Here is a 24,918-nt window from a genome sequence, read left to right as displayed (position 1 = left end):
ACACATGATTCGTAGATGACCTACGCATGAGCGCACCGACGCCCGCCCGCCGCCCTGGCGTTTTTCGCCCCGACGCGCGCTTCGCGTGGTGCATCACGGGCTCAGGCCATATGCTGGAAGAATCGATCGACATCGCGCTCGCGCTGCCGGGCGCCGATCTGTTTCTTTCCGCTGCCGGCGAAGAAGTGTTGCCGCTTTACGGCTGGCCGGTGCCGAAGCTGCGCGAGCATTTTCGCGTGTTGCGCGACAACAGCGCGAGCAGCGTGCCCGTCGGGATGCTGTACGAGGGCCTTTATCACACGGTCGTGATTGCGCCTGCGACCAGCAACACGGTTGCCAAATGCGCGTTCGGCATCTCCGACACGCTGCCGACCAATCTCTATGCGCAGGCGGGCAAGCAATGCGTGCCCGGCATCGTTTTCGCGTGCGACACCGAGCCGAGCGTCATCACGCAGAGCCCGCACGAATGGGTCGAAGTGCGCCCGCGCGCGATCGAGCTGGAGAATGTCGAGCGGCTTGCGCGCATCGAATACACGACCGTCGCGCGCTCGCTCGACGAACTGCGCGCGGCATTGAGCGAACGGCTATTGAACCTCGGGCTCGCATGGAACACATCGTCTTCCTGACTGGCAGGCTCGCCGAGAAAAGCGTCGTGCAGGTGCTGGAGGGCATGACGAACGCGCCGTTCACTTGGGAAGTGCGCGAGATCGGCTTGCAGGTAGCCGCGCTGATGACAGCCGATATGATCCGGCGGCGGGTGACGTTGCCGCTGCGCGCGGATCGGATGATCGTGCCGGGGCGCTGTCGCGGTGATCTTCTTGCGTTGAGTGAGCACTTTGGCTTGCCCGTCGAGCGTGGGCCAGAGGAAGCGAAGGATCTGCCGCTGCATTTCGGGCACGCCGCGCGCAAGTTCGATTTGTCGCGTTACTCGACGGAGATTTTTGCGGAGATCGTCGATGCGCCGAGACTCGATCTCGAGGGTATCGCTGCGCGGGCTAAGCATTATGCGGAGCAAGGTGCGGATGTGATTGACGTGGGCTGTCTGCCTGATACGCCGTTTCCGCATCTCGAGGATGCCGTGCGGATGCTCAAGGCTGGCGGTTATCGTGTGAGCGTCGATTCGATGGTGACGGATGAACTTCTGCGCGGCGGACGCGCGGGGGCCGATTATCTGATGAGTCTCAACGTGGACACGTTGTGGGTCGCTGATGAAGTACCGTCGACGCCAATCGTCGTTGCGCGCGAGCCGCACGATATGGCTTCTTTGCATCACGCGATCGATGCGCTCGTTGCGCGTGGTAAGCCGTTTCTGGCTGATCCTATTCTTGATCCGATTCCGTTTGGCTTTGCTGCTTCCATTGCGCGGTATGTCGCGTTGCGAGAGCAGTATCCTGATGTTGCCATCATGCTTGGTGTTGGGAATCTTACTGAGCTGACTGAAGCTGATACGAGCGGTATCAATGCGGTGCTGCTTGGTATTGCTGCTGAGTTGCGCGTCTCTGCCGTGTTGACCACTTCCGTTAGCCTGCATGCGCGGCGTGCCGTGCGTGAGGCCGACGTCGCGCGGCGTGTCATGCATGCAGCTTTTGAGGCGCAGGTGCTGCCTAAAGGGATTGATTCTGATCTGTCTGCGTTGCATTCCAAGCGGCCTTTTCCTTACGACGCCGATGAGATCGCTGCGTTTGCCGAACAGGTGCGAGATCCGAATTTTCGTGTTCAGGTCACCACGGATGGGATTCATGTTTATAACCGCGATGTGCATGTGGTTGAAGTTGATCCCTTTGCGTTGTATCCGCATCTGAAGCTCGAGAATGATGGCGGGCATGCTTTCTATATGGGTGTGCAGACTGCACGGGCTGAGATTGCCTGGCGATTGGGCAAACGGTTTGATCAGGATCAGGTTCTGGATTGGGGGTGTCAGGTTGAGCGTAGCGCTGAAGACCTGGAGGTCTGGTGTGCCCCTGGCACGACGAAGGTGAAACGTTCGAAATAGCGGTTTGGTTTTGGTTTGGTTTTGGTTTTGGTTTGCCAGACTTTGCGCTGGCATCCGCGAGACGGGGTTTGCTGCGCAAGCGGTTTGGTTGTTTTTCCTTGGCGCAGGCATCCGCGTTTTGTTAGCGTGCTTCACGCGTCGCCCCTGTGCGGGGCGGCACCTACTTTTCTTTGCCGCCGCAAAGAAAAGTAGGCAAAAGAAAGCGGCTAACACCGCCAATCCTTGTGTTTGCCTGAGGGCCCCCAAAGGGTCTTACGCTTCACACGGCAATCACGTGCCCCATGTTCGTTGCCAACGCTCTTGCGGTACGCCTCACCCGCTTTGCGCGCCCGCGTCGCCGCACGCCGTGCCAGATAGTCCACCGCCGCCCAGGTGGCAAACTGTGTGTAGGCCGTAGTACTGCACACGCCTTACTTCGGACCGATAGCGCATGCGTTCCACCCTATAAGAGCGCTACCCTGTACGACGCGACGGCCTACACACAGTTTGCCACCTGGGCAGCGCAAACCATTCGCTGCCGTTAGCCCGTGCGCGGGTGTTTGAAGCGGGTGAGGCATTCATTCGAAGCGTTGGCAACGAGCACCAACCAGGGCACTGCCGTGTGAAGCGTGGGGACGTTGAGGGCCCGTGGACAAGAACACGGGCTGGCGGTGTTAGCCGCTTTCTTTTGCCTACTTTTCTTTGCGGCGGCAAAGAAAAGTAGGTGCCGCCCCGCACAGGGGCGACGCCTGAAGCACGAAGGCATAGCGCGGATGCCAGCGCAGAGGCAAAAAAACCAAACCCAAACCCAAAGCCCGGTCACGCACGTGACTTCCTATCCCTTAACTGCAAAATCATAGGCGTAAAAATCAACTGCATAGCAAGCCCCATCTTGCCGCCAGGCACAACAATAACGTTAGGCCGCGACATAAACGAATCGTGCAGCATCGTAAGCAGATAAGGAAAGTCGATACCTTTAGGCTTAGAGAACCGAATCACTACAAAACTCTCATCAGGCTGCGGAATCTCCCGAGCAGTAAAAGGATTAGAAGTATCAACAGTGGGAACACGTTGAAAATTGACATGCGTACGCGAAAATTGCGGACAGATGTAATTCACATAATCCGGCATCCGCCGCAAAATAGTATCCACCACTGCCTCATGCGAATAACCGCGCAGCGTCTGGTCACGATGCAGCTTTTGAATCCACTCCAGATTTATGATCGGCACAACACCGACGAGCAGATCCGCATGCTGTGCGATGTCGACCTTGCTGGTCACGGCCGCACCATGAAGCCCTTCGTAAAACATCATGTCCGTGCCCGGCGAAATATCCTCCCATGGCGTAAAAGTCCCCGGGTCCTGCTTGTACACCACGGCGTCCGCTTCATCGTGCACGTAGCGCCGAAACTTCCCGCCGCCCGAGTTCCCGTAGCTCGCGAACAGCTGCTCCAGCTCTTCGAGCAAATTCGCATCGGGCCCGAAGTGGCTGAAGTTGCGCACGCCGTCCCGCTCGCTCTGCCGCAGCGCTTCGCGCATGCCGAGCCGGTCGTACCGGTGGAACGCATCGCCTTCGACAATCTGCGCATTGATCTTCTCCCTGCGAAAAATGTGCGTGAAGCTCCTCATGACGGTGGTCGTGCCCGCGCCGCTCGACCCCGTTACGGCAACGATCGGATGTCTGACTGACATGCGCAGTCTCCTTGTTACAGGTCAAGTGTCAGACCGAGGTTTCCGGAAGGAACAACGAGCGCTCACGAAAAAGCGGCGACGTGAAAGGCATGTCGATGCCAAGATCGTGCTCGCGGTGATATCGGCCAATCCGCGTCACCTCGTTCGATGAGCCCAGTATCAGCGGCATGCGCTCATGGAACGTGCGTGGCGCGCCGTCGAGCACGCGCTCGCGGCCCGTTGTCGCCATACCACCCGCCTGCTCGACCAGAAAACCAAGCGGGCTCGCATCGTAGACGGCGGACAGGCGGCCGCGCATTGCCGAGCGCGTGCGGTAGTCGCGCGGCATCAGGAACAGCCCGCCGCGCATCAGGATGCGATGCACTTCGGGCACCAGCGCGTCGCTCCAGCGCAGGCTGAAATCACGCTCGCGGCAGCCCGCGCGGCCTTCGCGGCACTCGTGCACGTAGCGGCGCACGGGCGGCTCCCAGAAGCGCTCGTTGGATGCATCGACGGCAATCTCGCCCGTCTCCTCGGGAATGCGGATCGACGGATGCGTGAGCATGAACTCGTCCGTCTGCCCATCGAGCGTGAAGCCGTGCGTGCCTTCGCCGAGGGTAATGACGAGCATCGTCGCCGGGCCGTAGATCGTGTAGCCCGCTGCCGCCTGTTCGCGGCCGGGTTGAAGGAACGGTGCACCGTAGGCTTCGCCATAGGATTCGCAGTCCAGTTCGCCGTAGGCTTCGGCTCGCGCGTCACTGCCACTCACATCGCTGCCTTGCGCCTGCACACGCATCACCGAAAAGATCGAGCCCGCCGTGCCGTTGATGTCCGCATTCCACGGGCAGTTCAGCGGGTCGAATGCAAGCTGGTACTCGGGCGTGACCGCATTGTCCACATGATCCGTACGCCCGTTACGCACTGCCGCTTCGGCCAGCTTGCGGCGTCGCGTGGAATACGCGAGCACCGCGCCGCCCGCCACCGAATCCGCCTGTGCGCGGTCGCCCAGCGTGCCGCGCGCAAGCGCCGCGCCGATCGTCTTCACCGACGCCGCGACGTCGTGCAGCACGACCTGCAAGCCGGTGGGCGGCCGCGTCGACATCAATTGGTCCGCGTCGCCGGCCAGGAACCTCGTGAGCGTAATGTTTGCGTGACGCATGATGCTCTCCTACGAAGTGGGGAATTCTGGCGCGGCGCCGGGTTCGGTCCCGGCGCCGCCTGATTCGGAGAACACGCTGCTCGCGCGGATATCGGCGGCGCTCAGCAGCGTCAGCGCGGCGGGGTCGGCGCTCGCGCCGCCGCCCAGCGCATGCGCGAACAGGCGATTGGCCTGGCGCAGACGCGCGCGGTCGAGCGCGTTGCGCACCGAGCGCGCGTTCGCGAAGTTCGGCTGACGCACGCGCCGCGCGAGGTAGTCCTCGAAAGCACGGCGCGCGTCGGCGTCGAACCGGTAATGCATCGTGTCGAGCATGCGCTCGGCGATCAGCAGCAGTTCGTCGGGTGCATAGTCGGGAAACGACAGATGGTGCGCAATCCGCGAGCGAAAGCCCGGATTGCTGCGAAAAAAGGTATCCATCCGCGCGGCGTAGCCGGCCAGAATCACGACCAGATCGTTGCGCTGATTCTCCATCGTCTGGAGCAGGATTTCGATCGACTCCTGCCCGTAATCGCGCTCGTTTTCCGGGCGATACAGGTAATACGCTTCGTCGATGAACAGCACGCCGCCCATCGCGCGCTTGAGGACTTCGCGCGTTTTCGGCGCGGTGTGGCCGATGTACTGGCCGACGAGATCATCGCGCGTCACAGAAACCAGATGATTGCGCCGGATATAGCCGAGCCGGAACAGCACGTCCGCCATGCGCAGCGCGACGGTCGTCTTGCCCGTGCCGGGATTGCCGCTGAAGCACATATGCAGCGTCGGCGCGCCGCTTTCGATGCCGAGCGCCTCACGCGCGCGGCCCACCAGCAGTTGCGCGGCGACTTCGCGGATGCGCGTCTTCACGGGTGCGAGGCCGACCAGATCGCGGTCGAGTTCGTCGAGCACATCGGCGATGCCCGATTCGCGAAAGAGCGCGAGCAGATCGACGCGCGGCGCTTGCGTTTCGTTTTGCGCCAGTGGCTCCGTTACGACGGCGTTCATGACGATGTCTCCCTGTTCGTGTTCTGGTCTGCCCTACCGGCGTGCCGCCGCTAGCGTGGCGCGGCGCGTACCGTCGTGAGCGAATAGCGCTGCACACGCGAGCGGTCTTCCTGACGTCCCAGCACGAAGGTCGGTTCCACATCCGGCCGGTTCACGATGAACGACAGCCGCATCGTCTCGAAGCCGCGCACCGAATCGAACGCATTCACCTTGATGTAGTGCTGCGGATACGCTTCGCGGCACCTCGTCACTTCCATCATCACGCCCGCCGCGTCGCGCAGATCGAACATCGGCAGGCCCCACATTTCCCAGTACGTATTGCGCGGATGCGGGTCGTCGGTGAATTCGACCGAGCACGACCAGCCCTCGCTCAGTGCGTACTGGATCTGCATGCGGATTTCGTCGTCGGTCAGGTCGGGAAGGAAAGAAAACGTTCCTTGGGTGATACGCATTGCTGGCTCCTTGTTCGGATTCGGCGTGTATCGCACTCGATTAATCAGGCGACGCTCGGCGTGACCGCGAAATCGGGTGTATCGGTCGGCGTGTAGTTAAACGTGATATCGCCCCATGTATCGAGCGCCTGCTTGAGCGGCGTGCAATGACGCGCTGCCGCTTCGAGCAGATCGGGGCCTTCGTTGCCAATGTCGCGGCCTTCGTTGCGCGCCTTGACCATCGTTTCGAGCGCGACGCGGTTTGCCGTCGCGCCCGCCTGAATCCCGGACGGATGGCCGATCGTGCCGCCGCCGAACTGCAGGATCGCGTCGTCGCCGAACAGATCGAGCAGCTGATGCATCTGCCCTGCGTGAATGCCGCCCGACGCGACGGGCATCACCTTGCGCAAGCCCGCCCACGGCTGGTCGAAATAGAGGCCGCGCGTGAGATCGACGGGGTTGTGCGATTCGCGCAGCACGTTGTAGTAGCCCTGCACCGAGAGCGGATCGCCATCGAGCTTGCCGACAGCCGTGCCCGCATGCGCATGATCGACGCCCGCCATGCGCAGCCACTTCGCAATCACGCGAAACGAAATGCCGTGATTGCGCTGCCGCGTGTACGTGCCATGCCCTGCACGGTGCAGATGCAGGATCATGTCGTTCTTGCGCGCCCAGCGTCCCATCGACGTGATGGCCGTCCAGCCGATCACCAGATCGATCATGACGATGCACGAGCCGAGTTCCTTCGCGAATTCGGCGCGCTCGTACATGTCCTCCATCGTGCCGGCCGTCACGTTCAGGTAATGGCCCTTCAGTTCGCCCGTCTCGGCTTGCGCGCGGGCCACCGCTTCCATCGCGAACAGATAGCGGTCGCGCCAGTGCATGAAGGGCTGCGAGTTGATGTTTTCGTCATCCTTCAGAAAATCGAGGCCGCCCTTGAGGCCTTCGTAGACGACGCGGCCATAGTTCTTGCCCGACAGCCCGAGCTTCGGCTTGACGGTTGCGCCGAGCAGCGGACGGCCGTATTTGTCGAGCCGTTCGCGTTCGACGACGATGCCTGTCGGCGGGCCCTGAAAGGTCTTCAGATACGCGACGGGGATGCGCATGTCTTCGAGCCGCAGCGCTTTCAAGGGCTTGAAGCCGAACACATTGCCGATGATCGAGGCCGTCAGATTCGCGACCGATCCTTCCTCGAACAGATCGAGGTCATAGGCGATGAACGCGAAGTACTGCGGTTCGCTCTCGCTGGCGTTGGGCACGGGGTCGACGCGAAACGCTTTTGCGCGGTACATGTCGCACGCGGTCAGGCGGTCGGTCCAGACCACGGTCCAGGTGGCCGTCGACGATTCGCCCGCCACGGCGGCGGCGGCTTCTTCGGGCTCGACGCCTGGCTGCGGCGTGATGCGGAACAGAGCGATGATGTCGGTGTCTTTTGGCGTGTAGTCCGGTTGCCAGTAGCCCATCTCGCGATACTTGAGGACACCCGCCGAATAGCGCGAGCGTTGTTGGGTGCTTTCGCTGCCTGCGGGCTTCACGGCTTCCTTGCTGAAATCGTTCATCGCGTTGCCTCGATGTGGATCGCGGCGCGGCTCTAGTGCTGCGCACGCCTTGGGGGTGGAAGCTGGCGTGCATCGAAAGTCGCCGGCCTTGCAGGTCAATGTAGGCTGCGGGCCGGATGAAGTGAATTCACGATTTTTTTCAGCAGGCTTAAGTGATCCGTTAACACGCGTGCATGGAGCACAAAATGCGTCCACAATGGGTTATCGGCTCGTGGAACACTTTGCTGCGGTTCCGCTACAGTAAGGCGCGTAAACGGCGCGCCCTTCCCCGTAGGGCTGTAACTGGTACGACAGTTGCATCAGCAACATGGGCCGAGGCGATTCGGTGTGATGCGTGCGCGCATGCGGGCGCCTTTTCGCAATGGGACCGCCGTTTTGTTTTCTTCATTCTCTAAAGGAGGACGAACATGCAGTGGACTACCCCTGGATATACCGACATGCGTTTCGGGTTTGAAATTACGATGTATATCGCCACTAGGTGATAGCCCGTGCGGGGCCGGTTTTGGCGTTTGTTGCCGGGCCGGCCCCGTTTGTTTTTTTGGTTTTGTGCGATGCCGCAAGCCGTTTTGGTTTTTGCTTTTGCGGCGTAGGTGTTGCTGGTCGGTGTGTTTGTCTTTTCGCTGGCATCCGCGTTATGACTTACCCCTTCAAGCGTTGCCCCTGTGCGGGGCGGCACCTACTTTTCTTTGCCGCCGCAAAGAAAAGTAGGCAAAAGAAAGCGGCTAACACCGCCAACTCTTCTTCCTGCCTGAGGGCCCCCAACCGGTCCTACGCTTCACACGGCAACATTTCTGTTCGCGTTCGTTGCCAACGCTTCGAACAGAAGCCTCACCCACTTCAGATACCCGCACAAGAGCCGGCGGCAGCGAATGGTTTGTGCCGCCCAGGTGGCAAACTGTGTGTAGGTTGTCATACCGTACAGGTGGGTGCTCTTACCAGAAGCACCAACCTTGCTACTCCGTCCGGAGTGATGCGCGTAAGGCGCGAAAGCCGACACACAGTTTGCCACCTGGGCGGCGACGGACTATCTGGCGCGGCGGGGTGCGATGCGGGTGCGTGAAGCGGGTGATGCGTACAGAGAGAGCGTTGGCAACGAACGTGAACAGGTGCGTTACCGTGTGAAGTGCGGGACCAGTTGGGGGCCCTCAGGCAGGAACTAGAATTAGCGGTGTGAGCCGCTTTCTTTTGCCTACTTTTCTTTGCGGCGGCAAAGAAAAGTAGGTGCCGCCCCGCACAGGGGCGACGCGTGAAGCACGCTAACAAATCGCGGATGCCAGCGAAAAACCAAAAGGACCAAACCGGAACACGAGTACCACCGCAAGAACAAGCAAACCACGAAACCGCCTGCCGCCAAAGGCAAAAAAACCAAATGATGATCCACGAAACCATCATCACAACATGCACGAGCGACGGTGTCGCCCACACCGCCCCGATGGGCATTCGTCACGACGAAAACGGCCTGACGATCCTGGCCCCGTTCAGGCCATCGAAAACGTTGGACAACGTGTTAGCCACCCGCGCAGCGGTAATCAACTTCACAACAGATGTCCGCATCTTCGCCGGCTGCGTAACCGGCACCCAACGCGACTGGCCGACAAGCCCGGCGACCAAAGTCCCCAGCCTCAGGCTAAAAGAATCCCTAGCCCACACCGAACTAACCCTCGACCACATCACAGAAGACGACCCCCAACGTCCAGTCCTCCACATGCGCTGCGTGCACACCGAAACCCACGCCCCATTCACGGGCTTCAACCGCGCCCAGGCGGCCGTCGTCGAAGGCGCAATCCTCGTGAGCCGGCTTTTCATGCTGCCCGCCGACAAGATCGACCGCGAAATGGCCTACCTTCAAATCGCCATCGACAAAACCGCCGGCCCCGACGAACTCATCGCATGGCAATGGATCACAGCAGCAGTAGAACGCTTCCGCACAACCGGCGACGCAGCCGACAAAAAAACCGCACCGCACTCGTCCTGACGGAGACCTCGATGACCGCATTGCTCGCAAGCGTCCGCTCCGCGGAAGAAGCGTTCGACGCAGCCGGCGCCGGCGCCGATCTCATCGATCTGAAGGAACCCCTCGAAGGCGCGCTCGGCGGCGTGTCGATCGATAACATCTGGCGCATCGCGCGCACACTGCGCTCGCGCTATCCGGTGAAACCCATCAGCGCGACAATCGGCGACCTGCCGCCCGATGCGCTCGACGCCATCGCAGCACGCGTCGATGAAGTCGGCGAGACAGGCGTGGATTTCGTCAAAGTCGGCGTCGTGCCTGGACCGTATGCGCGCGACTGCCTGACGCGCATCGCTGGCTTGCACGCCAACGTGTTGCCCGTGCTGTTGTGCGACGACGGCGTCGATGCAGAACTCGTCGAACATGCCGTCTCGCTCGGCTTCGAAGGCATCGTGTTCGATACGGCAGGCAAAACGGGCCGCACGCTGCTCGATTGCATCGACCGCGCAACGCTCGCGCGCTACATCGCGACGATTCGCGCTTCCGGCGCGATGGCCTGCATCGCCGGTTCGCTCGGCTGGACGCAACTCGACGCGATCCGCTCGCTCGCGCCCGATGTCGCTGGCTTTCGCACTGCGCTATGCGAGAACGGCCGCACCTCGCGCCTCGATCCGCGCCGCGTCGCGCAATGGGCCGACGCGCTACATCACGCTGCCCCCGTCGCGTCGACGGCCACCGCGTAAAAAGCGCGCCATCGAGCGCTCACACAGCCGATGCATTCAATAGCCGCTCGCGCACCAGCGCGACATCCGTCTTGCTGAACAGCTCGACTTCGTAATTCGCCTCTTTCACGTAGTGGACGAAGCTCGCATCGATCACGCCATTCGACGCGAGCGTCCCGAGCGGCACGTTCGCGCCGACCGGGCACGACTTCACGACCATCAGACGCTCGGCGTTCAGCGACGTCGACAGCCACGCGGCGAGGCTGTCGGAGGTCGTGTCCCAGTTGGTCATCGAGTTGGGCGTGACGCGCATCAGGCTCACAGGCATCCACACAGCAACCTTGCCCTTGCGCAGCGCGCGCCGGATCAGTTCCTCGTTGGTCGCAAGCACCAGGTCGGGTAGCACGGCCTGCATCATCAGCGCGTACTGCGTCATCGCGAGCAGGCACATGTTGTGGGCGGCGAGATCGTCGAATTGCCACTCCTGCTGATATACGCGCACGCTGTCCGCAAAATCCCCGCCGCCTGGCACGATCACCACGCGCCCGCCGCCAACCTCCCACAACTGCGTGAGCCAGTCCCGCAGCGACGGGTCGTGACTCAGGCTGCCCCCGATCTTCACCACCCACATGTCCGTTACCTCGCTCTCGTTCGACCTCACGACGGCATGCCCGACAGCCCGACCCGACGGTCCGGCCCGTCCGCGTCCGCCCTGCGCTCGCCGCGCCATCGCGAATCTGCGCTGCCCGCACCGCGCACGCATCGATGGTGCTGCGCCGCGGGTCACAGGCCCGTTGCCAGCCGCTTCACGCGGCGCGCTGCTCCCGCCTCCTCGCCGTCATCAGCCATGCGACGGCCACGCTCGGCGCGCACGTCGCGATCCATTCGGCGGCATCCGCTGGCGCGTTGCCCGCTATCTGCGTAAACGTGCCGAAATCCACGTAATCGCGCGCGTGAGCCTTCGCCAGCGCCGCCGCCAGAAAGCGCCCACAGCCCGCGCCGACGACGGGCGCACGCGCTAGCGACGGATGCGCCGCGCACACCTGCTCGAAGCTCGCGCCGATCGCGCGCAATTGCGCGTCGCGCCATGTTTGCGCGAACTCGCGCCATTCGTCTTCCGTGGCGTCACCCGCATCGCGGCCGATCGTTCTCGCGAGCCGCGCGCAGCTTGCCGCGACCGTCTTCAGCCCGTTGTCGGCGCTCGCGTGCTGGTCGTGCGGCGGCCACAGTTCGCCCGTCAGCCGGTAAATGTCGGCGCTCGTCGCGAACCATTCGTTCATCACGCCCGCTGTCTCGCCGCGAAACACGATCCGATGCGCGATGCCGCACAACGGCGTGCGGACGACGCCGTGATACGCGAGTTCGCCCGTCACGAGACGCGTTGCGTCGCTGACGCCGCGCGCCGCGACACGCGCGTCGGCAACGGGCACGATGTCCGTCGTCGTGCTGCCGATATCGATCAGCACGCAATCGCGCATGCGGGTCGCGACATGCTGCGCCGTCGCAAGCCAGTTCGCCGATGCGACGGCCCGCCATTGCGCGATGCTCTGCGCGGCATCCAGCCAGCCGGAAGCGCCTGCGAAAAACGCCGTATCGGCGCCGAGCCGCGCGGCCAGCGCATCGACGAGCGCGCGCACGCCATGCTCGCGGTCGGCGAACAGATCGACCATTTCGCCCGTCATCGTGACCGCGTGGCGCGCGGGCGCTTGGGTGAGATCGGGCCAGCGTTCAGCCGCCGAATCGATCGCGCGATGCAGATGGTCGAGCCCTTGCCACAGCGGACACGCCCACTGCGCGATATCGGTAACGACACCGTCCGCGTCGACGCGCGACACCTTCACATGCGCGCCGCCGACGTCCCAGCCGAAAACGGCAGGCCCAGCGATCGAAGACATGGACACGGACGCGCTCATGATCCCGCTCCGAATGCGGACAGCTTCGCGCCCGCTGCGCTGCCGGACGCCGAATCACGCGCGCGCGGCGCGACTTGCAGGCCGTGCGCCGCAAGCACGTCGGCAGCAAGATTGCGTCCGAGCCGCGCCGACAAGCCGGCATACGCGACGGTCGCGCGCGGATTCACCTCGATCACGACCGGGCCGCGCGCCGGATGCCACACGACATCGATACCGGCAAAACCGCGCAAGCCGGGCAGCGACGCCGCGACCTGCTGCGCGAGCGCATCGAGCGTGTGGCCTTGCGCGCTGTCGCGATCAATGCGGTCGATATCCACGCCGTCGAAGCCGACCACCTGCCCCGCATGACCCGCCACGGGCGCCGCCACGTCGATCCGCTGCCGGTTGATGCTGACGAGCGTCGCGCCCGCTTGATCGCAGATCAGCGACAGGCTCAGCGCGTCGCCGTCCACCCACGCCTGCAGCACCGTTTCACGGTCCGCCGCGAGCCGCGCCGCGTATTCGGCGCGTGCCGCGTCGGCGTCGTCGAACACGAGCGTGTCGAGCCCGCCCGCGCCGTCGTCGGGCTTGACGACCCAGCGTTGCTGCGTGTGCGGATCGACCTGCGCCGGTTCGAGCGCAGGCGTCACGGCAATACCGAGCGACGCGAGCCGCGCCGCCGTCGCGCGCTTGCTCGACGCGAGCGCGATCGCTTCCTTCGTGCAACCGATCCAGCGCGCGGGACCGACGGCGTCGGCGAGATCGAGCATCAGTCCATCGCATTCGGGCGCGACGATCCACGCGTAGTCGTGCTCGCGCGCGGCCCGCGAGACAAACTCCAGCATCGATTCGCCCGGCTTCGCGCGGCAATGCGCAACGCCTTCAGCGACATGCTCGAAGCGCGAACTCGCAAAGCTGACCTGCACGCCGTCGAGTTGCCGCAGATCGCCGACAATCGCATCGCGCATCACGCGCCCTTCGACGACCAGCGCGCTCAGATCCGCGAGACTGCTGCTGCCCGCGAGTTGCGCGTCGATGCCGCCGCCAGTGAGATACTCATAAACCCAGAGCTTCATCAAGGAACGTCTCCGCATGCAGGTGATCCCGGTTCTCGATCTGCTCGACGGCCACGCAGTGCGCGCCATACGCGGCGACCGCGCGAACTATCGGCCCATCCAGTCATCGCTGTGCGCAACGAGCGAGCCGCTACCCATCGCCCGCGCGCTCGTTGCCGCGACAGCCGCGCCTGCGCTGTACGTGGCGGATCTCGGCGCGATCATGTCGCGCGAAGCCGATCCGTCGACGCTGGCCGCGCTCGCCGTGAGCCTCGCGCATCCGCATGCGCATGTCGAGCCACACAGCCGCCCGTTCGAAATCTGGCTCGACGCGGGCTTCGCCGATTTCCCGTCGATGCTTGCCCATCTGTCGCGCATCGCCGCTGCAACCGGCTCGGCACACGCGCGCATCGTGCCCGTGTTCGGCTCCGAATCGCTGCACTCGCTCGATGCGCTGCAAAAAGCCGAAGCGGCCGGCTACGCGCCCATCCTGTCGCTCGATCATCGCGGCCGTCAGCTGATCGCGGCCCCCGAACTCGCGCAGGCGCTGCGTGCTCCCGCGTCATGGCCGTCGCGCGTGATCGTGATGACGCTCGATCAGGTTGGCGCCGACGACGGCCCCGACCTCGATACGTTCAACCTGATCCACGCGCAGGCGGGCCAGCGTTCGATCATCGGCGCAGGCGGCATCCGCCATTGTGACGATCTCGATGCAGCGGCACGCAGCGGCGCGTATGCATGGCTTATCGCATCGGCGCTTCACGACGGCAGGCTTCGCACCACAGACGCGACGCGCTCAGACGCTGCGACCTGATCCGCGAATCAATATCCATGCCACGCGATCCGCGCTGCAGCAACGGCGCGGATCGCATGCGCAGTGGGCCGCGCACTGTCCTCAAGTGACACACTGTTGCAGCGCGAAGCACATACTGTTCTGCGCGTGGCCTGTCGCGCGGCGGGACGTATTGGGCCGCTCATGAGGTGTTCACGTTCGACGCAGCGAGTCGTTTCCCCGCGGTTTGCCCGCGCGGTCACGTCGAAATGCCGGCGACCGTGCTGGCGCTAGGCCTCCACGCGGCAACAGCGAGATCGGCACGGACCTTGCTGGTCGGGGTCTTATGCACGAGTCCACGTCCCCCGTCACGCATGTCAACGCGACATCGGCCGCCGATGGGCCATTGCCATCCGTTTCGACAACCCACGACTGGACCTGCCCCTTCTGCCCGCTGTTGTGCGACGACATCGAAGCCCATCTCTCCGGCGCTCAGACGCTCGCTGCGCCCGACACGCAATGCGCGCGGCTCGCCGATGCATTGACCCGCTATGACGCCAGCGACAACGTCTGCTCGCCTGCCGTCAACGGCTCCCCTGTCTCGCTCGATATCGCACTCGACGCAGCCGCCGCCGTGCTCGCGCAGGCGCGCCGGCCGCTCTTCGGGGGCTGTGCAACGGACATCGCCGGCGCGCGCGCACTCTATGCGCTCGCTGCTGGCTGCGGCGCGATTCTCGATTCGCTGCATGGCGACGCGCTGAGCGCCTCGACGCTCGCGCTGCAGGATCGCGGCGCATTCTTCACGACCTTGTCCGAAGTGCGCTCGCGCGCCGATCTGCTGGTGGTTTTCTCATGCGAACCTGCCGCCCGGCATCCGCGCTTTTACGAGCGCATTGCGAGCGGCACGTCGATGCAGCGCGAAATCCGCTTCGTCTGTTGCGAAACCGATCCGTCCGCCAGCCAGGCTAACGACACGCGTAGTACTTCGCTACTCGCCGACGCTTCGCCGCACGACGTGCTCGCGCTCTGGTCGGCACTTGCCGAAGGCCGCAAACCCGAATCACTCAATGACGCCACGGGCATCGCGACGGCGCTCGCTTCGTTGATGGCACGCATCGTCGAAGCGCGTTACACGGCGTTCGTGATCGAGCCGGCGGCATTGCCTCACCCGCATGCAGCGCTGCTGATCGAAGCGCTGCACCGGATCGTCAAGGCGATCAACCGCACGAGCCGCGCGGGCGTCCTGACGCTCGGCGGTGCGGACGGCGTGCTGAGCGTCAACCAGACGATCACATGGCTGTCGGGCTTTCCGTTGCGCACGCGCGTGTCGAAGCCCGACCGGCCACCGGGCACGCCACCCCTCGACCACGATCCTTACCGCTATCGCACCGAACGTCTGCTCGCTGCGGGCGAAGCGGATGCGTTGCTGTGGACGGCGAGCTTCGACCCGCATCCGCTGCCGTCTACGCTCGACGCAAACACGCCTTTGATCGTGCTCGGCACGCCCGCACTCGGCTCTGCGCTCGATCCGCAAACGCGCAGCGCGAAGACGATCTTCATTCCCGTCGCAACGCCCGGCATCGACAGCGACGGTCATCTGTTTCGCGTCGATACGTCCGTCGTCGTGCCGCTGCATGCGGCGCGGCACGTTGCGCTGCCAACCGTTGCGTTCATCGCGACGCATCTTGCCGACGCGCTCGCGGCGCGCGCCGCGCAGACACGGAGCCCGGCATGAGCATCGCGCGACTCAAAGGCGGCCGCGTCTACGATCCCGCGAACGGCGTCGACGGCGAGCAGCGCGACGTCTATATCCGCGATGGCCGCATCGTCGATGCGCCCGCCGACGGCGCCGTCGATCGCGACTACGACGCGCAAGGCATGATCGTGATGGCGGGCGGCATCGACCTGCATTCGCACATCGGCGGCGGCAAGACCAACCTGTCGCGGCTGCTGTTGCCCGAAGATCATCGCGACGACGCGCCGCGCGATGCATCGTACGAAGCTGTGCAGGACGAACGGGGCCGCTATCTGCGCATGCCGTCGTGCGGCGTCTGCACGCCGGGCACGCTCGCCACCGGCTACCGTTACGCGGAAATGGGCTACACGGCGGCCTTCGAGCCCGCGATGATCGCGTCGAACGCGCGTCACGCGCATCTGGAAATGGGCGACACGCCGATCATCGATCACGGCGCCTACGTGATGCTCGGCAACGACGAACTGCTGTTGCAGATGCTCGCCGCGAAAGACGACTTCGAGCGCGTGCGCGATTACGTCGGCTGGACGATGCACGCGAGCCGCGCGCTCGGCGTGAAGGTGGTCAATCCGGGCGGCATCTCAGCGTTCAAGTTCAACCAGCGTTCGCTCGATGTCGACGAAGCGCACACGCATTACGGCATCACGCCGCGAGACGTGTTGCGCACGCTGACGCGCGCGTTGACCGAGTTGCGCGTGCCGCATCCGCTGCACGTTCACGCAAGCAACCTCGGCGTGCCGGGCAATATCGATTCGACGATCGCGACAATGGACGCCGCCGACGGCCTGCCCATCCACATCACGCACATCCAGTTTCACAGTTACGGCACGGAAGGCCCGCGCAAATTTTCGTCGGGCGCGCGCGCAATTGCCGAGGCTGTCAACGCACGGCCCAATGTGTCGATCGATGTTGGGCAGATCATCTTCGGGCAGACCGTGACCGCTTCCGGCGACACGATGATGCAGTTCAAGAACGCGCCGCTCGCACGGCCGCACAAGTGGATCGTCGGCGATATCGAATGCGATGCGGGGTGCGGCATCGTGCCGTTCCGCTATCGCGAGCAAAGCTATGTGAATGCGTTGCAATGGATCATCGGCCTCGAAATCTTCCTGCTGGTGGACGACCCGTGGCGCGTGTCGATGACGACCGATCATCCGAACGGCGGACCGTTCACGAGCTATCCGCATCTGATCCGCCTGCTGATGGACAAGCCGTTCCGCGACGCGCAGATCGACCGGTTACATCCGGAAGCGAAGGTCGCGAGCGCGCTGCCGGAACTGAAGCGCGAGTTCTCGTTGTACGACATCGCGATCATCACGCGCGCCGGCCCGGCGCGCCTGCTCGGACTTAAGGATCGCGGCCATCTCGCGCCGGGCGCCGCCGCCGACATCGCCGTGTATCGCGACGACGCGGACCGCGAGCGGATGTTCACGTCACCCGCTTATGTGTTCAAGGACGGTGAACTGGTCGCGCGCGACGGCAACCTGGTGTCGACGCCGACGGGCGGCATCCACTTCGTATCGCCCGACTACGACAGGAGCATCGAAAAGACCTTGCGCCAGTACAGCGAAGCAAACCTGGCGACGAACTTCGCGCACGCCGCGATCAGCGACGACGAAATCTGCGCATGCTGCCGCGGCGGACGGCTGTTGCCCGTCGCGTGCCTCGCGCGAGCATGAAGGCGGACGCGCGATGCAGATCAACGACACCCTGATCGACGACACCTTCGCGGAAGCCTTCCCGATGAAGGCAACGCGCCTCGTCATCACCGCTCACACGCCGCGCTGGGCGCGCGCGGCGGCCGATTCGCTGACGGGTTTTGCGACGTCGGTGATCGACTGTGGATGCGAAGCGGGCATCGAACACGAGATCGCCGCCGACGCGACGCCCGATGGACGTCCCGGCATTTCGGTGCTGATGTTTGCGGTGTCATCGAAGGAACTGGTCAAGCAGATCGCGCGGCGCGTCGGGCAATGCGTGCTGACCTGCCCGACCACGGCCGTCTACAACGGCATTGATCCCGCGACGACGCGGGCGCCGCTGTCCGATGTCGCACCGCTTGGCGGATCGCTCCGGTTCTTTGGCGATGGCTGGCAGATATCGAAAGTACTCGGCGGCATACGCTACTGGCGTGTGCCCGTGATGGACGGCGAATTCGTCTGCGAAGAATCGGTGCAGACGGTCAAGGCCGTCGGTGGCGGCAACCTGCTGCTGCTCGCGCGAGATCTGGATAGCGCGCTCGCGGGCGCCGAGGCCGCCGTCGCCGCGATGCACCGGCTCGCGAACGTGATTACGCCGTTTCCGGGCGGCGTCGTGCGCTCGGGATCGAAGATCGGCTCGAAGTACAAAGGCGCCGTCGCATCGACCAACGATGCGTTCTGCCCGACGCTTACCGGTTTGTCGCAGCGCAGCGAACTCGATGCGCAGACGGGCTGCGTGCTGGAGATCGTGATCGACGGTTTGACGGATGCAGACGTTGGCGCGGCGATGACGGCGGGCATCGAGGCGGCCTCCGCTGCCGGCAAGGGTGTGGTGCGTATTTCCGCCGGGAACTATGGCGGCAAGCTCGGGCCCTACCATTTCAAGCTGCGCGAACTGGCTGCAGGCATTGTGCAGCGCCCAAACAACAGCACCACGGACGGTGCGACATGAGCACGATCACGTTGCGCGTGAAAACCGCGCCCGGTTTTCGTGTCGATGGCTCGCCACTGTTGCCGTCTGCATTGTCGGCATTGTCGGGCCCGGAGATTGCGCATCGGATGCTGCCTGCGGGCAACGAAGCTTGCGCAATCGGCGATCTGTTCGACGTCGCAGTCGAAACAAGCTGCGACGATGCGCGTCTCGTGATCGAAGGCGACGCGAGCTGGCTGGACCGGCTTGGCGCGCAACTCGATGCAGGCAGTCTACGCATCAGCGGCACGGTGGGAGACTACGCAGGCTTGCGCATGACGGGCGGCACGCTCGACATAGCCGGTGACACAGGCCATTTCCCAGGCTGCGAAATGCGCGGCGGAACACTCGTCGTCGCGGGCAATTGCGGCGACTTCGCGGCTGGCGCGCTGCCCGGCGGCATGGAAGGCATGACGGGCGGCACGCTGATCGTAGCGGGCAACGCAGGCGCGCGTCTTGGCGACCGGATGCGGCGCGGCACGCTGTTGATAGGTGGCGACGCGGGCGACTACGCAGCCTCGCGAATCGTTGCCGGGACGATCGGCATTGCGGGCCGCGTCGGCGCACACTATGGTTACGGCATGCGGCGCGGCACGCTGTTGATGTTGCAACGACCTGAACGCATCCCGCCCACGTTCACGACGGGGGGACGCGGCTTCGACGTGTTCTGGTCGCTGTTCGCGCGAGCGCTCAAGGCCGAATGCGATGCGGCGTCTGCCGCGAGCACTGCCATAGCGCAGCGCCTCACGCCGTTTGCAGCACTCGACGCCCGCACGCCGCCGCGGCGCTACGCGGGCGATCTTGCAGTCGATGGACGCGGCGAACTGCTGGTCGTCGAATGATCGAGGGAACCGACATGAACGCGACACGCTCGACCGATATCGCGCGCAGCGCCAGAGAGAGGCCCGAGCGCTTCCCGATGGTGCTGATCGTGCTGCATTGGCTGATCGCGATCTGCATCATCGCGATGCTCGGCATCGGCCTCTATATGGTCGGACTACCGCGCGGCCTGCCGTTCAAGGCCGTGCTGATCAACTTTCACAAGTCGCTTGGCTTGACGATTTTCCTGCTGGTGCTGATGCGCATCGGAGTTGTCATGGTATCCGGCAGGCCGCCATTGCCACCGATGCGAGCGTGGCAACGCGCCGCCGCGAGCGCTACGCAGGTTCTTTTATACGCTGCAATGATCGCGATGCCGGTGACAGGCTATCTGGGCTCGTCGTTCAACACCTACGGCACGCGCTTCTGGGGACTGCTGCTGCCGAAGTGGGGCTGGGACGACAAAGGCTTGCGCCATTTCTGGTTCACCATTCATGAGATCACCGCATGGATCTTCATTGCGTTGATTGCGTTGCATGTGGCGGGCGCGCTCAAGCATCAGTTGATCGACCGCGACGGGCTGTTGCGCAGGATGTTGCCGTGATGCGCGGCGCTCATCAATTGAGGCCTGTTTCAAGGGCGTTTTTGCGAGTTCTTTCGGGAGCAAGGGGACAATGAAGGTCAAGGTGCTCGGTTCGTCGGCGGGCGGCGGCTTTCCGCAATGGAACTGCAACTGCCGCAATTGCGATGGTGTGCGCAAAGGCACGATCACGGCGCGGCGCCGCACGCAGTCGTCGATTGCGGTGAGCGTCGATGGTGTGGCGTGGCTGCTCGTGAACGCATCACCCGATATCCTCGCGCAGATCGCCGCGAACCCTGAAATGCAGCCTGCGCGCCACGCTCGCGACACAGGCATCGCGGCCGTGCTGCTGATGGACGCGCAGATCGACCACGTAACAGGCCTGCTGATGCTGCGCGAAAACAGCGCGCCGCTGCCGCTGCATGCAACGGATGCCGTCTGGCAAGACCTGTCGACGGGTTTTCCCGTCGTATCGATCCTGTCGCACTACTGCGGCGTCGAACGTCACACCATTGCGCTCGATGCGGGCCCGTTCGAGATCGCCGCGTTGCCAGGCGTGCGCATCGAGGCGCTGCCGCTGTCGAGCAAGGCGCCGCCCTACTCGCCGCATCGCGCGGCGCCGCAGCGCGGCGACAACACCGGCCTGCTGATCACGGCGCCCGGTTCCGGCAAACGCGTGTTCTATGCGCCCGGCCTCGGCGTGCTCGAACCGCACATCCGCGATGCGATGCGCAGCGCCGACCTGCTGCTCGTCGACGGCACGCTGTGGACGAGCGACGAAATGATCGAACTCGGCCTGTCGAAAAAGACGGCCGCCGACATGGGCCATCTCGCGCAAACGGGTCCAGGCGGCATGATCGAAGTGCTGGATTCGCTCGATAGGCCGAACGCGCGAAAGGTGCTAATACATATCAACAACACGAACCCGATCCTGATCGACGACGGCCCCGAACGGCGCGCGCTGGCGCAGCACGGTATCGAAGTCGCGCACGACGGGATGCTGTTCGAACTGTGAGCCGCGCACATGCAAACGCAAAAGCAGACCACTGATACGGAGACGCGATCGATGAGTTTCAAAGGCGACATCGGCCCGGCATGGACCCGAGAAGAATTCGAAGCGCAGTTGCGTGCGAAGGGACAGGCGTATCACATCCATCACCCGTTCAACGTGAAGATGAACAGCGGCGGATGCTCGCGCGAGCAGATTCGCGGCTGGGTCGCGAACCGTTTCTATTACCAGATCAACATTCCACTGAAGGATGCCGCCGTCCTGTCGAACTGCCCTGATCGCGAAACGCGCCGCCGCTGGGTGCTGCGCATTCTCGATCACGACGGCTACGGCGAGGATGAAGGCGGGATCGAAACGTGGGCGCGGCTGGGCGATGCCGTCGGGCTCTCGCGCGATGAATTGTGGTCGCTGGAACACGTGGTTCCCGGCGTGCGCTTCTCCGTCGACGCGTATGTGAACTTCGCGCGCCGCGCACCGTGGCAGGAAGCCGTGTGCTCGTCGCTCACGGAGATCTTCGCGCCGCAGATCCACAAAGACCGGCTTTCGACGTGGCCCGAGCATTACCCGTGGATCAAGCCCGAGGGGCTTGCGTATTTCCGTTCACGCATCTCGCTCGCGCAACGCGATGTCGAGCATGGCCTCGCTGTCACGCTCGATCATTTCCGCACGCGCGAGCAACAGGAACGCGCGCTCGACATTCTGCAATTCAAGCTCGACATTCTCTGGACAATGCTCGACGCGATAGAAAAGGCGTTCCCGGCATGAACACTCATGACAACGCGCAAGACACGGAAAAACGCGGCCCGAAACTGAACAGCCTGTTTCGCCTGCAATGGGAACCGGCACAGGACGCGCATGTGCTGCTGTATCCCGAAGGCATGGTGAAGCTGAACCAGAGCGCTGCGCAAATCCTGTTGCGTTGCGACGGCACGCGCGACATTCCGACGCTCGTCGCGGAGCTGGAAGCGGCGTTCAATGCGACAGGACTAACACCGGAAGTCGAAGCCTTCGTCGACCACGCGCGCTCGCGTGGCTGGCTGGAGTGACAGCATGACCGATCTCTCGACACCCACACAGGAGAACGCGCAGCAAGCCGCGCGCAGCAGCGTCGGGCCGCCGTTATGGCTGCTTGCGGAACTGACGTATCGTTGCCCGCTCCATTGCGCGTTCTGCTACAACCCCGTCGACTACACGAGCCATCGCGACGAGCTGAGCACCGCGCAATGGATCGACGTCTTGCGGCAGGGCCGCAAACTCGGTTCGGCGCAACTGGGTTTCTCCGGCGGCGAACCGCTGATGCGCGACGATCTCGAAGTACTCGTCGCCGAAGCACACGGCCTCGGCTTCTATACGAACCTCATCACGTCGGGTGTCGGCCTGACGGATGCGCGGCTCGATACGCTGAAGGCCAACGGGCTCGATCACATTCAACTGTCGTTTCAGGACTCAACCCAGGAACTCAACGACTTCCTCAGCAGCACCCGCACCTTCGACCTGAAGAACCGCGTCGCACGCTCGATCAAGGCGCATGGCTTTCCGATGGTGCTCAACTGCGTCCTGCATCGCTACAACCTGCCGCATGTCGACAAGATCATCGACATGGCGCTGGCAATGGGCGCTGAATATCTCGAGCTTGCGAACACGCAGTACTACGGCTGGGCGCACGCGAACCGCGCGCAACTGATGCCGACTGCGGAGCAATTGCAGGGAGCGGAAGCCGTCGTCGAACGTTACCGGAAGGAGATCGGCAACCGCTGCAAGATTTTCTTCGTGGTGCCCGACTACTTCGAAACACGGCCCAAGCGCTGCATGAACGGCTGGGGCTCGGTGTTTCTCGGCGTCGCGCCCGATGGCGCCGCACTGCCCTGCCATTCGGCGCGCTCTCTGCCGGGCCTCACGTTTCCGAACGTGAAGGACACGCCGCTCGAGCACATCTGGTACGACAGTGACGCCTTCAACCGCTTTCGCGGCTTTGAATGGATGAAGGAGCCTTGCCGGAGCTGCGACGAAAAGACCAACGATCTCGGCGGCTGCCGATGCCAGGCGTATCTGTTGACGCTCGACGCCGCCAACGCCGATCCCGTCTGCGACAAGTCTCCGCATCACGAGCAGGTTGTGCGCGTCGTGCGCGATGCGGCCCAACGTCCGGCGACGCTGGCGCCGAACGAACAGCCCGTCACGTTCCGCAACGACGCGAACTCGAAACGCCTCAGCGCCGACACGCGCGAGATGACAGCGCCCCCTCACACCGAGAGAACGCGACCATGACGACGCCCGCTATTTCCGTGCTTCTCGTCGACGATCACGCCGTCGTGCGCGAGGGCTACCGAAGGCTGCTAGAACTGAGCCCCGATGTGCGCGTCGCGGGCGAAGCCGCGGATGCGACGCAGGCTTATCAGCGCTTCTGCGCGTTGCAGCCGGATGTCGTCGTGATGGATCTCGCGTTGCCTGGCGCGAGCGGGATCGAAGCGATGCGGCGCATGCTCGCGAGAGAGCCGGAAGCGCGCGTGCTGATTTTCAGCGTGCACGAAGAGACGCTTTTCGTGCGGCGCGCATTCGATGCCGGCGCATGCGGCTATGTGACGAAAGCAAGTGCACCCGATGTGCTCGTCGAAGCGGTGCGCGCCGTCGCGCGGCGCGTGCGCTATCTCAGCGCCGATGTGTCGCATGCGCTCGCGCTACGAACGATGTTCAGCGAAGGGCCGCCCGGAAGGCAACTGTCCGCGCGCGAGTTCGAAGTACTGCGCCTGCTCGTGCAAGGCTTTACGCTGCCCGTGATCGCCGAAAGGCTCGGGCTGAGCCAGAAGACGATTGCCAATCATCAGTCCGCCATCCGGCAGAAGTTCGGCGCGAACAATGGCGTGCAACTCGTGCAGATCGCGCAGCGCCTCGGTTTGCAGTTCTCCGAGCTTGCCGCGCCTCATGAGTTTTTCGGTTCGGCGGGATCGATGGAAGCGTTCGGCTCAGGCAGCCCGAGCTGAGTTGGCACACGCGCGCACAGCAGAAAGCCGCGCGCCGGCTCGCTCGCAACATGAAACTCGCCGCATAGCGCTTCCACGCGTTCGCGCATGCCGATCAACCCTAGCCCGATGCGCGGCTTCGACAGATCGACGCCGGGGCCATCGTCGGCGACCGTGACGACGATCTCTTCAACCCGCTCGCGGCTGGCAGGCGCTCTCACCAGATAGATTTCGACATTCGATTCGCGCGCGAACTTCGACACGTTCGTCAGCGCTTCCTGCACGAGCCGGTAGAGCGTGATGTTGAGCGCGTCCGTGAAGCCGTCGAAGTCGCCGTCGATGGTCAGCTTGAACGACGCGTCGGGCAACCGCTCGCGCCAGCCTTCCACACAATGTTCGAGCGCGCTCGGCAGACCGAGTTCGTCGAGGCCGATGGGCCGCAGCTTGCGGATCATCCCGCCAATCTGCCGATACACGAAGCCCGCGCTTTGCAGCACGGCAAGCGCCGCGCGATGCACCTCGCCGTTTTGCGCCGACAGGTCGCGAATCCGTGCGGCATCGAGTGCAATCGCGTTCAGGTATTGCCCCAGTTCGTCGTGCAGTTCGCGCGCGAGATGACGGCGCTCGGCTTCCTGCGCCTCGATGCCCTGGCTCGCGAGCCGCCGGTTCTCGGCGAGAAGCCGCGCGGCTTCCTCTTCCGCCGCGCGGCGGCGCTGCAATTCCTTCTGCGAATCCCGATAGCGCCGCCATGAGAACCACGCCAGCCCCGCCGCGAGCACGAACAGCGTGACGGGCAGCTCATCGAGCTGATAGCGCTCGGCGCGGCGGCTCCAGCGGTACGCGAGTTCGGTGACGTCGAAGGTCGAGCACAGCGCGCCGACGATCACCGTCAACACCACGACGCACATGAAGTCGCGCCACGCGACCGAGCGCGACTCCGTGGCACGGGTGGCCGCGCTTTT

25 protein-coding genes are annotated in these 24,918 nt (G+C 63.8%); 16 read left to right on the top strand and 9 right to left on the bottom strand.

Annotated elements, in window-relative coordinates:
- Positions 1 to 26 precede the first annotated feature (26 nt).
- Together C2L64_RS38265 and C2L64_RS38260 are read left to right on the top strand one after the other, a co-directional pair.
- Positions 27 to 626, top strand: a complete 600-nt coding sequence (locus C2L64_RS38265) for a flavoprotein (protein WP_007576942.1) — start codon at positions 27 to 29, stop codon at positions 624 to 626.
- Entirely contained in the window at positions 605 to 1,993 is a 1,389-nt protein-coding gene (locus C2L64_RS38260; RefSeq protein WP_007576940.1) for a DUF6513 domain-containing protein, read from the top strand. The genes C2L64_RS38265 and C2L64_RS38260 overlap by 22 nt, the downstream gene beginning before the upstream one ends.
- A gap of 798 nt (positions 1,994 to 2,791) precedes the next feature.
- Here the strand turns inward: C2L64_RS38260 and C2L64_RS38255 are convergent.
- From C2L64_RS38255 to C2L64_RS38235, 5 genes are read right to left on the bottom strand one after another with little or no spacing between them, the layout of a single operon-like run.
- Positions 2,792 to 3,664 carry a phosphoribulokinase gene (locus C2L64_RS38255; protein WP_007576939.1) on the bottom strand — a complete coding sequence of 291 codons (873 nt, stop codon included), beginning with the start codon at positions 3,662 to 3,664 and terminating at the stop codon, positions 2,792 to 2,794.
- Positions 3,665 to 3,692: 28 nt separating this feature from the next.
- Positions 3,693 to 4,802, bottom strand: coding sequence for a class 1 fructose-bisphosphatase (locus C2L64_RS38250; protein ID WP_007576937.1), 1,110 nt, complete (start codon positions 4,800 to 4,802; stop codon positions 3,693 to 3,695).
- 9 nt (positions 4,803 to 4,811) lie between these two features.
- Positions 4,812 to 5,783: a CbbX protein gene (cbbX, locus tag C2L64_RS38245; protein ID WP_007576936.1), complete on the bottom strand. Its 972-nt coding sequence runs from the start codon at positions 5,781 to 5,783 to the stop codon at positions 4,812 to 4,814.
- 50 nt (positions 5,784 to 5,833) lie between these two features.
- A complete protein-coding gene (locus tag C2L64_RS38240; protein ID WP_007576934.1) occupies positions 5,834 to 6,235 on the bottom strand; it encodes a ribulose bisphosphate carboxylase small subunit in 402 nt (133 codons plus the stop codon).
- Between the two features lie 44 nt (positions 6,236 to 6,279).
- Positions 6,280 to 7,773, bottom strand: a complete 1,494-nt coding sequence (locus tag C2L64_RS38235) for a form I ribulose bisphosphate carboxylase large subunit (protein ID WP_007576929.1) — start codon at positions 7,771 to 7,773, stop codon at positions 6,280 to 6,282.
- 407 nt (positions 7,774 to 8,180) lie between these two features.
- Between C2L64_RS38235 and pqqA the strand changes: the two genes are divergently transcribed.
- From pqqA to C2L64_RS38220, 3 genes are all read left to right on the top strand, one after another.
- On the top strand, positions 8,181 to 8,255 hold the full coding sequence (gene pqqA / locus C2L64_RS55935) for a pyrroloquinoline quinone precursor peptide PqqA (RefSeq protein WP_007576927.1): 75 nt from the start codon (positions 8,181 to 8,183) through the stop codon (positions 8,253 to 8,255).
- Positions 8,256 to 9,145: 890 nt separating this feature from the next.
- On the top strand, positions 9,146 to 9,748 hold the full coding sequence (locus C2L64_RS38225) for a DUF447 domain-containing protein (RefSeq protein ID WP_039899717.1): 603 nt from the start codon (positions 9,146 to 9,148) through the stop codon (positions 9,746 to 9,748).
- Positions 9,749 to 9,759: 11 nt separating this feature from the next.
- Complete coding sequence (locus C2L64_RS38220) at positions 9,760 to 10,467, top strand: (5-formylfuran-3-yl)methyl phosphate synthase (protein WP_007576922.1); 708 nt, start codon at positions 9,760 to 9,762, stop codon at positions 10,465 to 10,467.
- A gap of 19 nt (positions 10,468 to 10,486) precedes the next feature.
- Here the strand turns inward: C2L64_RS38220 and C2L64_RS38215 are convergent, their stop codons facing one another.
- The 3 genes from C2L64_RS38215 to C2L64_RS38205 form a co-directional block, all read right to left on the bottom strand.
- On the bottom strand, positions 10,487 to 11,077 hold the full coding sequence (locus C2L64_RS38215; RefSeq protein WP_007576919.1) for an amino acid kinase family protein: 591 nt from the start codon (positions 11,075 to 11,077) through the stop codon (positions 10,487 to 10,489).
- Positions 11,078 to 11,252: 175 nt separating this feature from the next.
- Positions 11,253 to 12,359 (bottom strand): hydantoinase/oxoprolinase family protein, encoded by a 1,107-nt coding sequence (locus C2L64_RS38210; RefSeq protein ID WP_007576915.1) that lies wholly within the window; start codon positions 12,357 to 12,359, stop codon positions 11,253 to 11,255.
- Positions 12,356 to 13,414, bottom strand: a complete 1,059-nt coding sequence (locus C2L64_RS38205; RefSeq protein WP_007576914.1) for an ATP-grasp domain-containing protein — start codon at positions 13,412 to 13,414, stop codon at positions 12,356 to 12,358. Before C2L64_RS38205 ends, C2L64_RS38210 begins: the two co-directional genes overlap by 4 nt.
- A 16-nt stretch (positions 13,415 to 13,430) precedes the next feature.
- Here C2L64_RS38205 and C2L64_RS38200 point away from each other — a divergent pair, with 16 nt between their 5' ends.
- The 11 genes from C2L64_RS38200 to C2L64_RS38150 all read left to right on the top strand — a co-directional run bounded on the left by C2L64_RS38200 (position 13,431) and on the right by C2L64_RS38150 (position 23,977).
- Positions 13,431 to 14,207: a HisA/HisF-related TIM barrel protein gene (locus C2L64_RS38200; RefSeq protein ID WP_007576912.1), complete on the top strand. Its 777-nt coding sequence runs from the start codon at positions 13,431 to 13,433 to the stop codon at positions 14,205 to 14,207.
- 304 nt (positions 14,208 to 14,511) lie between these two features.
- Complete coding sequence (locus C2L64_RS38195) at positions 14,512 to 15,900, top strand: molybdopterin-binding domain-containing protein (RefSeq protein ID WP_039899697.1); 1,389 nt, start codon at positions 14,512 to 14,514, stop codon at positions 15,898 to 15,900.
- Entirely contained in the window at positions 15,897 to 17,597 is a 1,701-nt protein-coding gene (locus C2L64_RS38190) for a formylmethanofuran dehydrogenase subunit A (protein WP_007576907.1), read from the top strand. Before C2L64_RS38195 ends, C2L64_RS38190 begins: the two co-directional genes overlap by 4 nt.
- A 13-nt stretch (positions 17,598 to 17,610) precedes the next feature.
- Complete coding sequence (gene fhcD, locus C2L64_RS38185; protein ID WP_007576905.1) at positions 17,611 to 18,570, top strand: formylmethanofuran--tetrahydromethanopterin N-formyltransferase; 960 nt, start codon at positions 17,611 to 17,613, stop codon at positions 18,568 to 18,570.
- Positions 18,567 to 19,430: a formylmethanofuran dehydrogenase subunit C gene (locus C2L64_RS38180; RefSeq protein ID WP_007576902.1), complete on the top strand. Its 864-nt coding sequence runs from the start codon at positions 18,567 to 18,569 to the stop codon at positions 19,428 to 19,430. Before fhcD ends, C2L64_RS38180 begins: the two co-directional genes overlap by 4 nt.
- Positions 19,431 to 19,444: 14 nt before the next feature.
- Positions 19,445 to 20,011: a cytochrome b gene (locus C2L64_RS38175; RefSeq protein WP_039899716.1), complete on the top strand. Its 567-nt coding sequence runs from the start codon at positions 19,445 to 19,447 to the stop codon at positions 20,009 to 20,011.
- A 70-nt stretch (positions 20,012 to 20,081) separates the two neighbouring features.
- Positions 20,082 to 21,002 carry a pyrroloquinoline quinone biosynthesis protein PqqB gene (gene pqqB, locus C2L64_RS38170; RefSeq protein ID WP_007576898.1) on the top strand — a complete coding sequence of 307 codons (921 nt, stop codon included), beginning with the start codon at positions 20,082 to 20,084 and terminating at the stop codon, positions 21,000 to 21,002.
- Between the two features lie 51 nt (positions 21,003 to 21,053).
- Positions 21,054 to 21,761 carry a pyrroloquinoline-quinone synthase PqqC gene (gene pqqC, locus C2L64_RS38165; protein WP_007576896.1) on the top strand — a complete coding sequence of 236 codons (708 nt, stop codon included), beginning with the start codon at positions 21,054 to 21,056 and terminating at the stop codon, positions 21,759 to 21,761.
- The gene (gene pqqD / locus C2L64_RS38160) at positions 21,758 to 22,042 is read left to right on the top strand and encodes a pyrroloquinoline quinone biosynthesis peptide chaperone PqqD (RefSeq protein WP_007576895.1); all 285 of its coding nucleotides are present in this window, start codon (positions 21,758 to 21,760) and stop codon (positions 22,040 to 22,042) included. Before pqqC ends, pqqD begins: the two co-directional genes overlap by 4 nt.
- A gap of 4 nt (positions 22,043 to 22,046) precedes the next feature.
- A complete protein-coding gene (gene pqqE / locus C2L64_RS38155; RefSeq protein WP_007576894.1) occupies positions 22,047 to 23,264 on the top strand; it encodes a pyrroloquinoline quinone biosynthesis protein PqqE in 1,218 nt (405 codons plus the stop codon).
- Positions 23,261 to 23,977, top strand: a complete 717-nt coding sequence (locus C2L64_RS38150) for a response regulator transcription factor (protein ID WP_007576893.1) — start codon at positions 23,261 to 23,263, stop codon at positions 23,975 to 23,977. Before pqqE ends, C2L64_RS38150 begins: the two co-directional genes overlap by 4 nt.
- Here the strand turns inward: C2L64_RS38150 and C2L64_RS38145 are convergent.
- Positions 23,917 to 24,864, bottom strand: coding sequence for a histidine kinase (locus C2L64_RS38145; RefSeq protein WP_007576892.1), 948 nt, complete (start codon positions 24,862 to 24,864; stop codon positions 23,917 to 23,919). The genes C2L64_RS38150 and C2L64_RS38145 overlap by 61 nt on opposite strands.
- Positions 24,865 to 24,918 lie beyond the last annotated feature (54 nt).

This window comes from Paraburkholderia hospita, assembly GCF_002902965.1.
Classification (GTDB): domain Bacteria; phylum Pseudomonadota; class Gammaproteobacteria; order Burkholderiales; family Burkholderiaceae; genus Paraburkholderia; species Paraburkholderia hospita.
This window is presented reverse-complemented; position numbering and strand designations above follow the sequence as displayed.

What these genes read in the sequence shown, in the direction of transcription:
- C2L64_RS38225 (WP_039899717.1), top strand. Translation starts at nt 9,146, where the DNA reads ATGATCCACGAAACCATCATCACAACATGCACGAGCGACGGTGTCGCC.
- cbbX (WP_007576936.1), bottom strand. Translation starts at nt 5,783, where the DNA reads ATGAACGCCGTCGTAACGGAGCCACTGGCGCAAAACGAAACGCAAGCG.
- pqqE (WP_007576894.1), top strand. Translation starts at nt 22,047, where the DNA reads ATGACCGATCTCTCGACACCCACACAGGAGAACGCGCAGCAAGCCGCG.
- fhcD (WP_007576905.1), top strand. Translation starts at nt 17,611, where the DNA reads ATGCAGATCAACGACACCCTGATCGACGACACCTTCGCGGAAGCCTTC.
- C2L64_RS38210 (WP_007576915.1), bottom strand. Translation starts at nt 12,359, where the DNA reads ATGAGCGCGTCCGTGTCCATGTCTTCGATCGCTGGGCCTGCCGTTTTC.
- pqqD (WP_007576895.1), top strand. Translation starts at nt 21,758, where the DNA reads ATGAACACTCATGACAACGCGCAAGACACGGAAAAACGCGGCCCGAAA.
- C2L64_RS38200 (WP_007576912.1), top strand. Translation starts at nt 13,431, where the DNA reads ATGCAGGTGATCCCGGTTCTCGATCTGCTCGACGGCCACGCAGTGCGC.
- C2L64_RS38205 (WP_007576914.1), bottom strand. Translation starts at nt 13,414, where the DNA reads ATGAAGCTCTGGGTTTATGAGTATCTCACTGGCGGCGGCATCGACGCG.
- C2L64_RS38255 (WP_007576939.1), bottom strand. Translation starts at nt 3,664, where the DNA reads ATGTCAGTCAGACATCCGATCGTTGCCGTAACGGGGTCGAGCGGCGCG.
- C2L64_RS38250 (WP_007576937.1), bottom strand. Translation starts at nt 4,802, where the DNA reads ATGCGTCACGCAAACATTACGCTCACGAGGTTCCTGGCCGGCGACGCG.
- C2L64_RS38240 (WP_007576934.1), bottom strand. Translation starts at nt 6,235, where the DNA reads ATGCGTATCACCCAAGGAACGTTTTCTTTCCTTCCCGACCTGACCGAC.
- pqqC (WP_007576896.1), top strand. Translation starts at nt 21,054, where the DNA reads ATGAGTTTCAAAGGCGACATCGGCCCGGCATGGACCCGAGAAGAATTC.
- C2L64_RS38260 (WP_007576940.1), top strand. Translation starts at nt 605, where the DNA reads ATGGAACACATCGTCTTCCTGACTGGCAGGCTCGCCGAGAAAAGCGTC.
- C2L64_RS38145 (WP_007576892.1), bottom strand. Translation starts at nt 24,864, where the DNA reads ATGTGCGTCGTGGTGTTGACGGTGATCGTCGGCGCGCTGTGCTCGACC.
- C2L64_RS38175 (WP_039899716.1), top strand. Translation starts at nt 19,445, where the DNA reads ATGAACGCGACACGCTCGACCGATATCGCGCGCAGCGCCAGAGAGAGG.
- C2L64_RS38235 (WP_007576929.1), bottom strand. Translation starts at nt 7,773, where the DNA reads ATGAACGATTTCAGCAAGGAAGCCGTGAAGCCCGCAGGCAGCGAAAGC.
- C2L64_RS38195 (WP_039899697.1), top strand. Translation starts at nt 14,512, where the DNA reads ATGCACGAGTCCACGTCCCCCGTCACGCATGTCAACGCGACATCGGCC.
- C2L64_RS38190 (WP_007576907.1), top strand. Translation starts at nt 15,897, where the DNA reads ATGAGCATCGCGCGACTCAAAGGCGGCCGCGTCTACGATCCCGCGAAC.
- C2L64_RS38215 (WP_007576919.1), bottom strand. Translation starts at nt 11,077, where the DNA reads ATGTGGGTGGTGAAGATCGGGGGCAGCCTGAGTCACGACCCGTCGCTG.
- C2L64_RS38180 (WP_007576902.1), top strand. Translation starts at nt 18,567, where the DNA reads ATGAGCACGATCACGTTGCGCGTGAAAACCGCGCCCGGTTTTCGTGTC.
- C2L64_RS38265 (WP_007576942.1), top strand. Translation starts at nt 27, where the DNA reads ATGAGCGCACCGACGCCCGCCCGCCGCCCTGGCGTTTTTCGCCCCGAC.
- pqqB (WP_007576898.1), top strand. Translation starts at nt 20,082, where the DNA reads ATGAAGGTCAAGGTGCTCGGTTCGTCGGCGGGCGGCGGCTTTCCGCAA.
- C2L64_RS38150 (WP_007576893.1), top strand. Translation starts at nt 23,261, where the DNA reads ATGACGACGCCCGCTATTTCCGTGCTTCTCGTCGACGATCACGCCGTC.
- C2L64_RS38220 (WP_007576922.1), top strand. Translation starts at nt 9,760, where the DNA reads ATGACCGCATTGCTCGCAAGCGTCCGCTCCGCGGAAGAAGCGTTCGAC.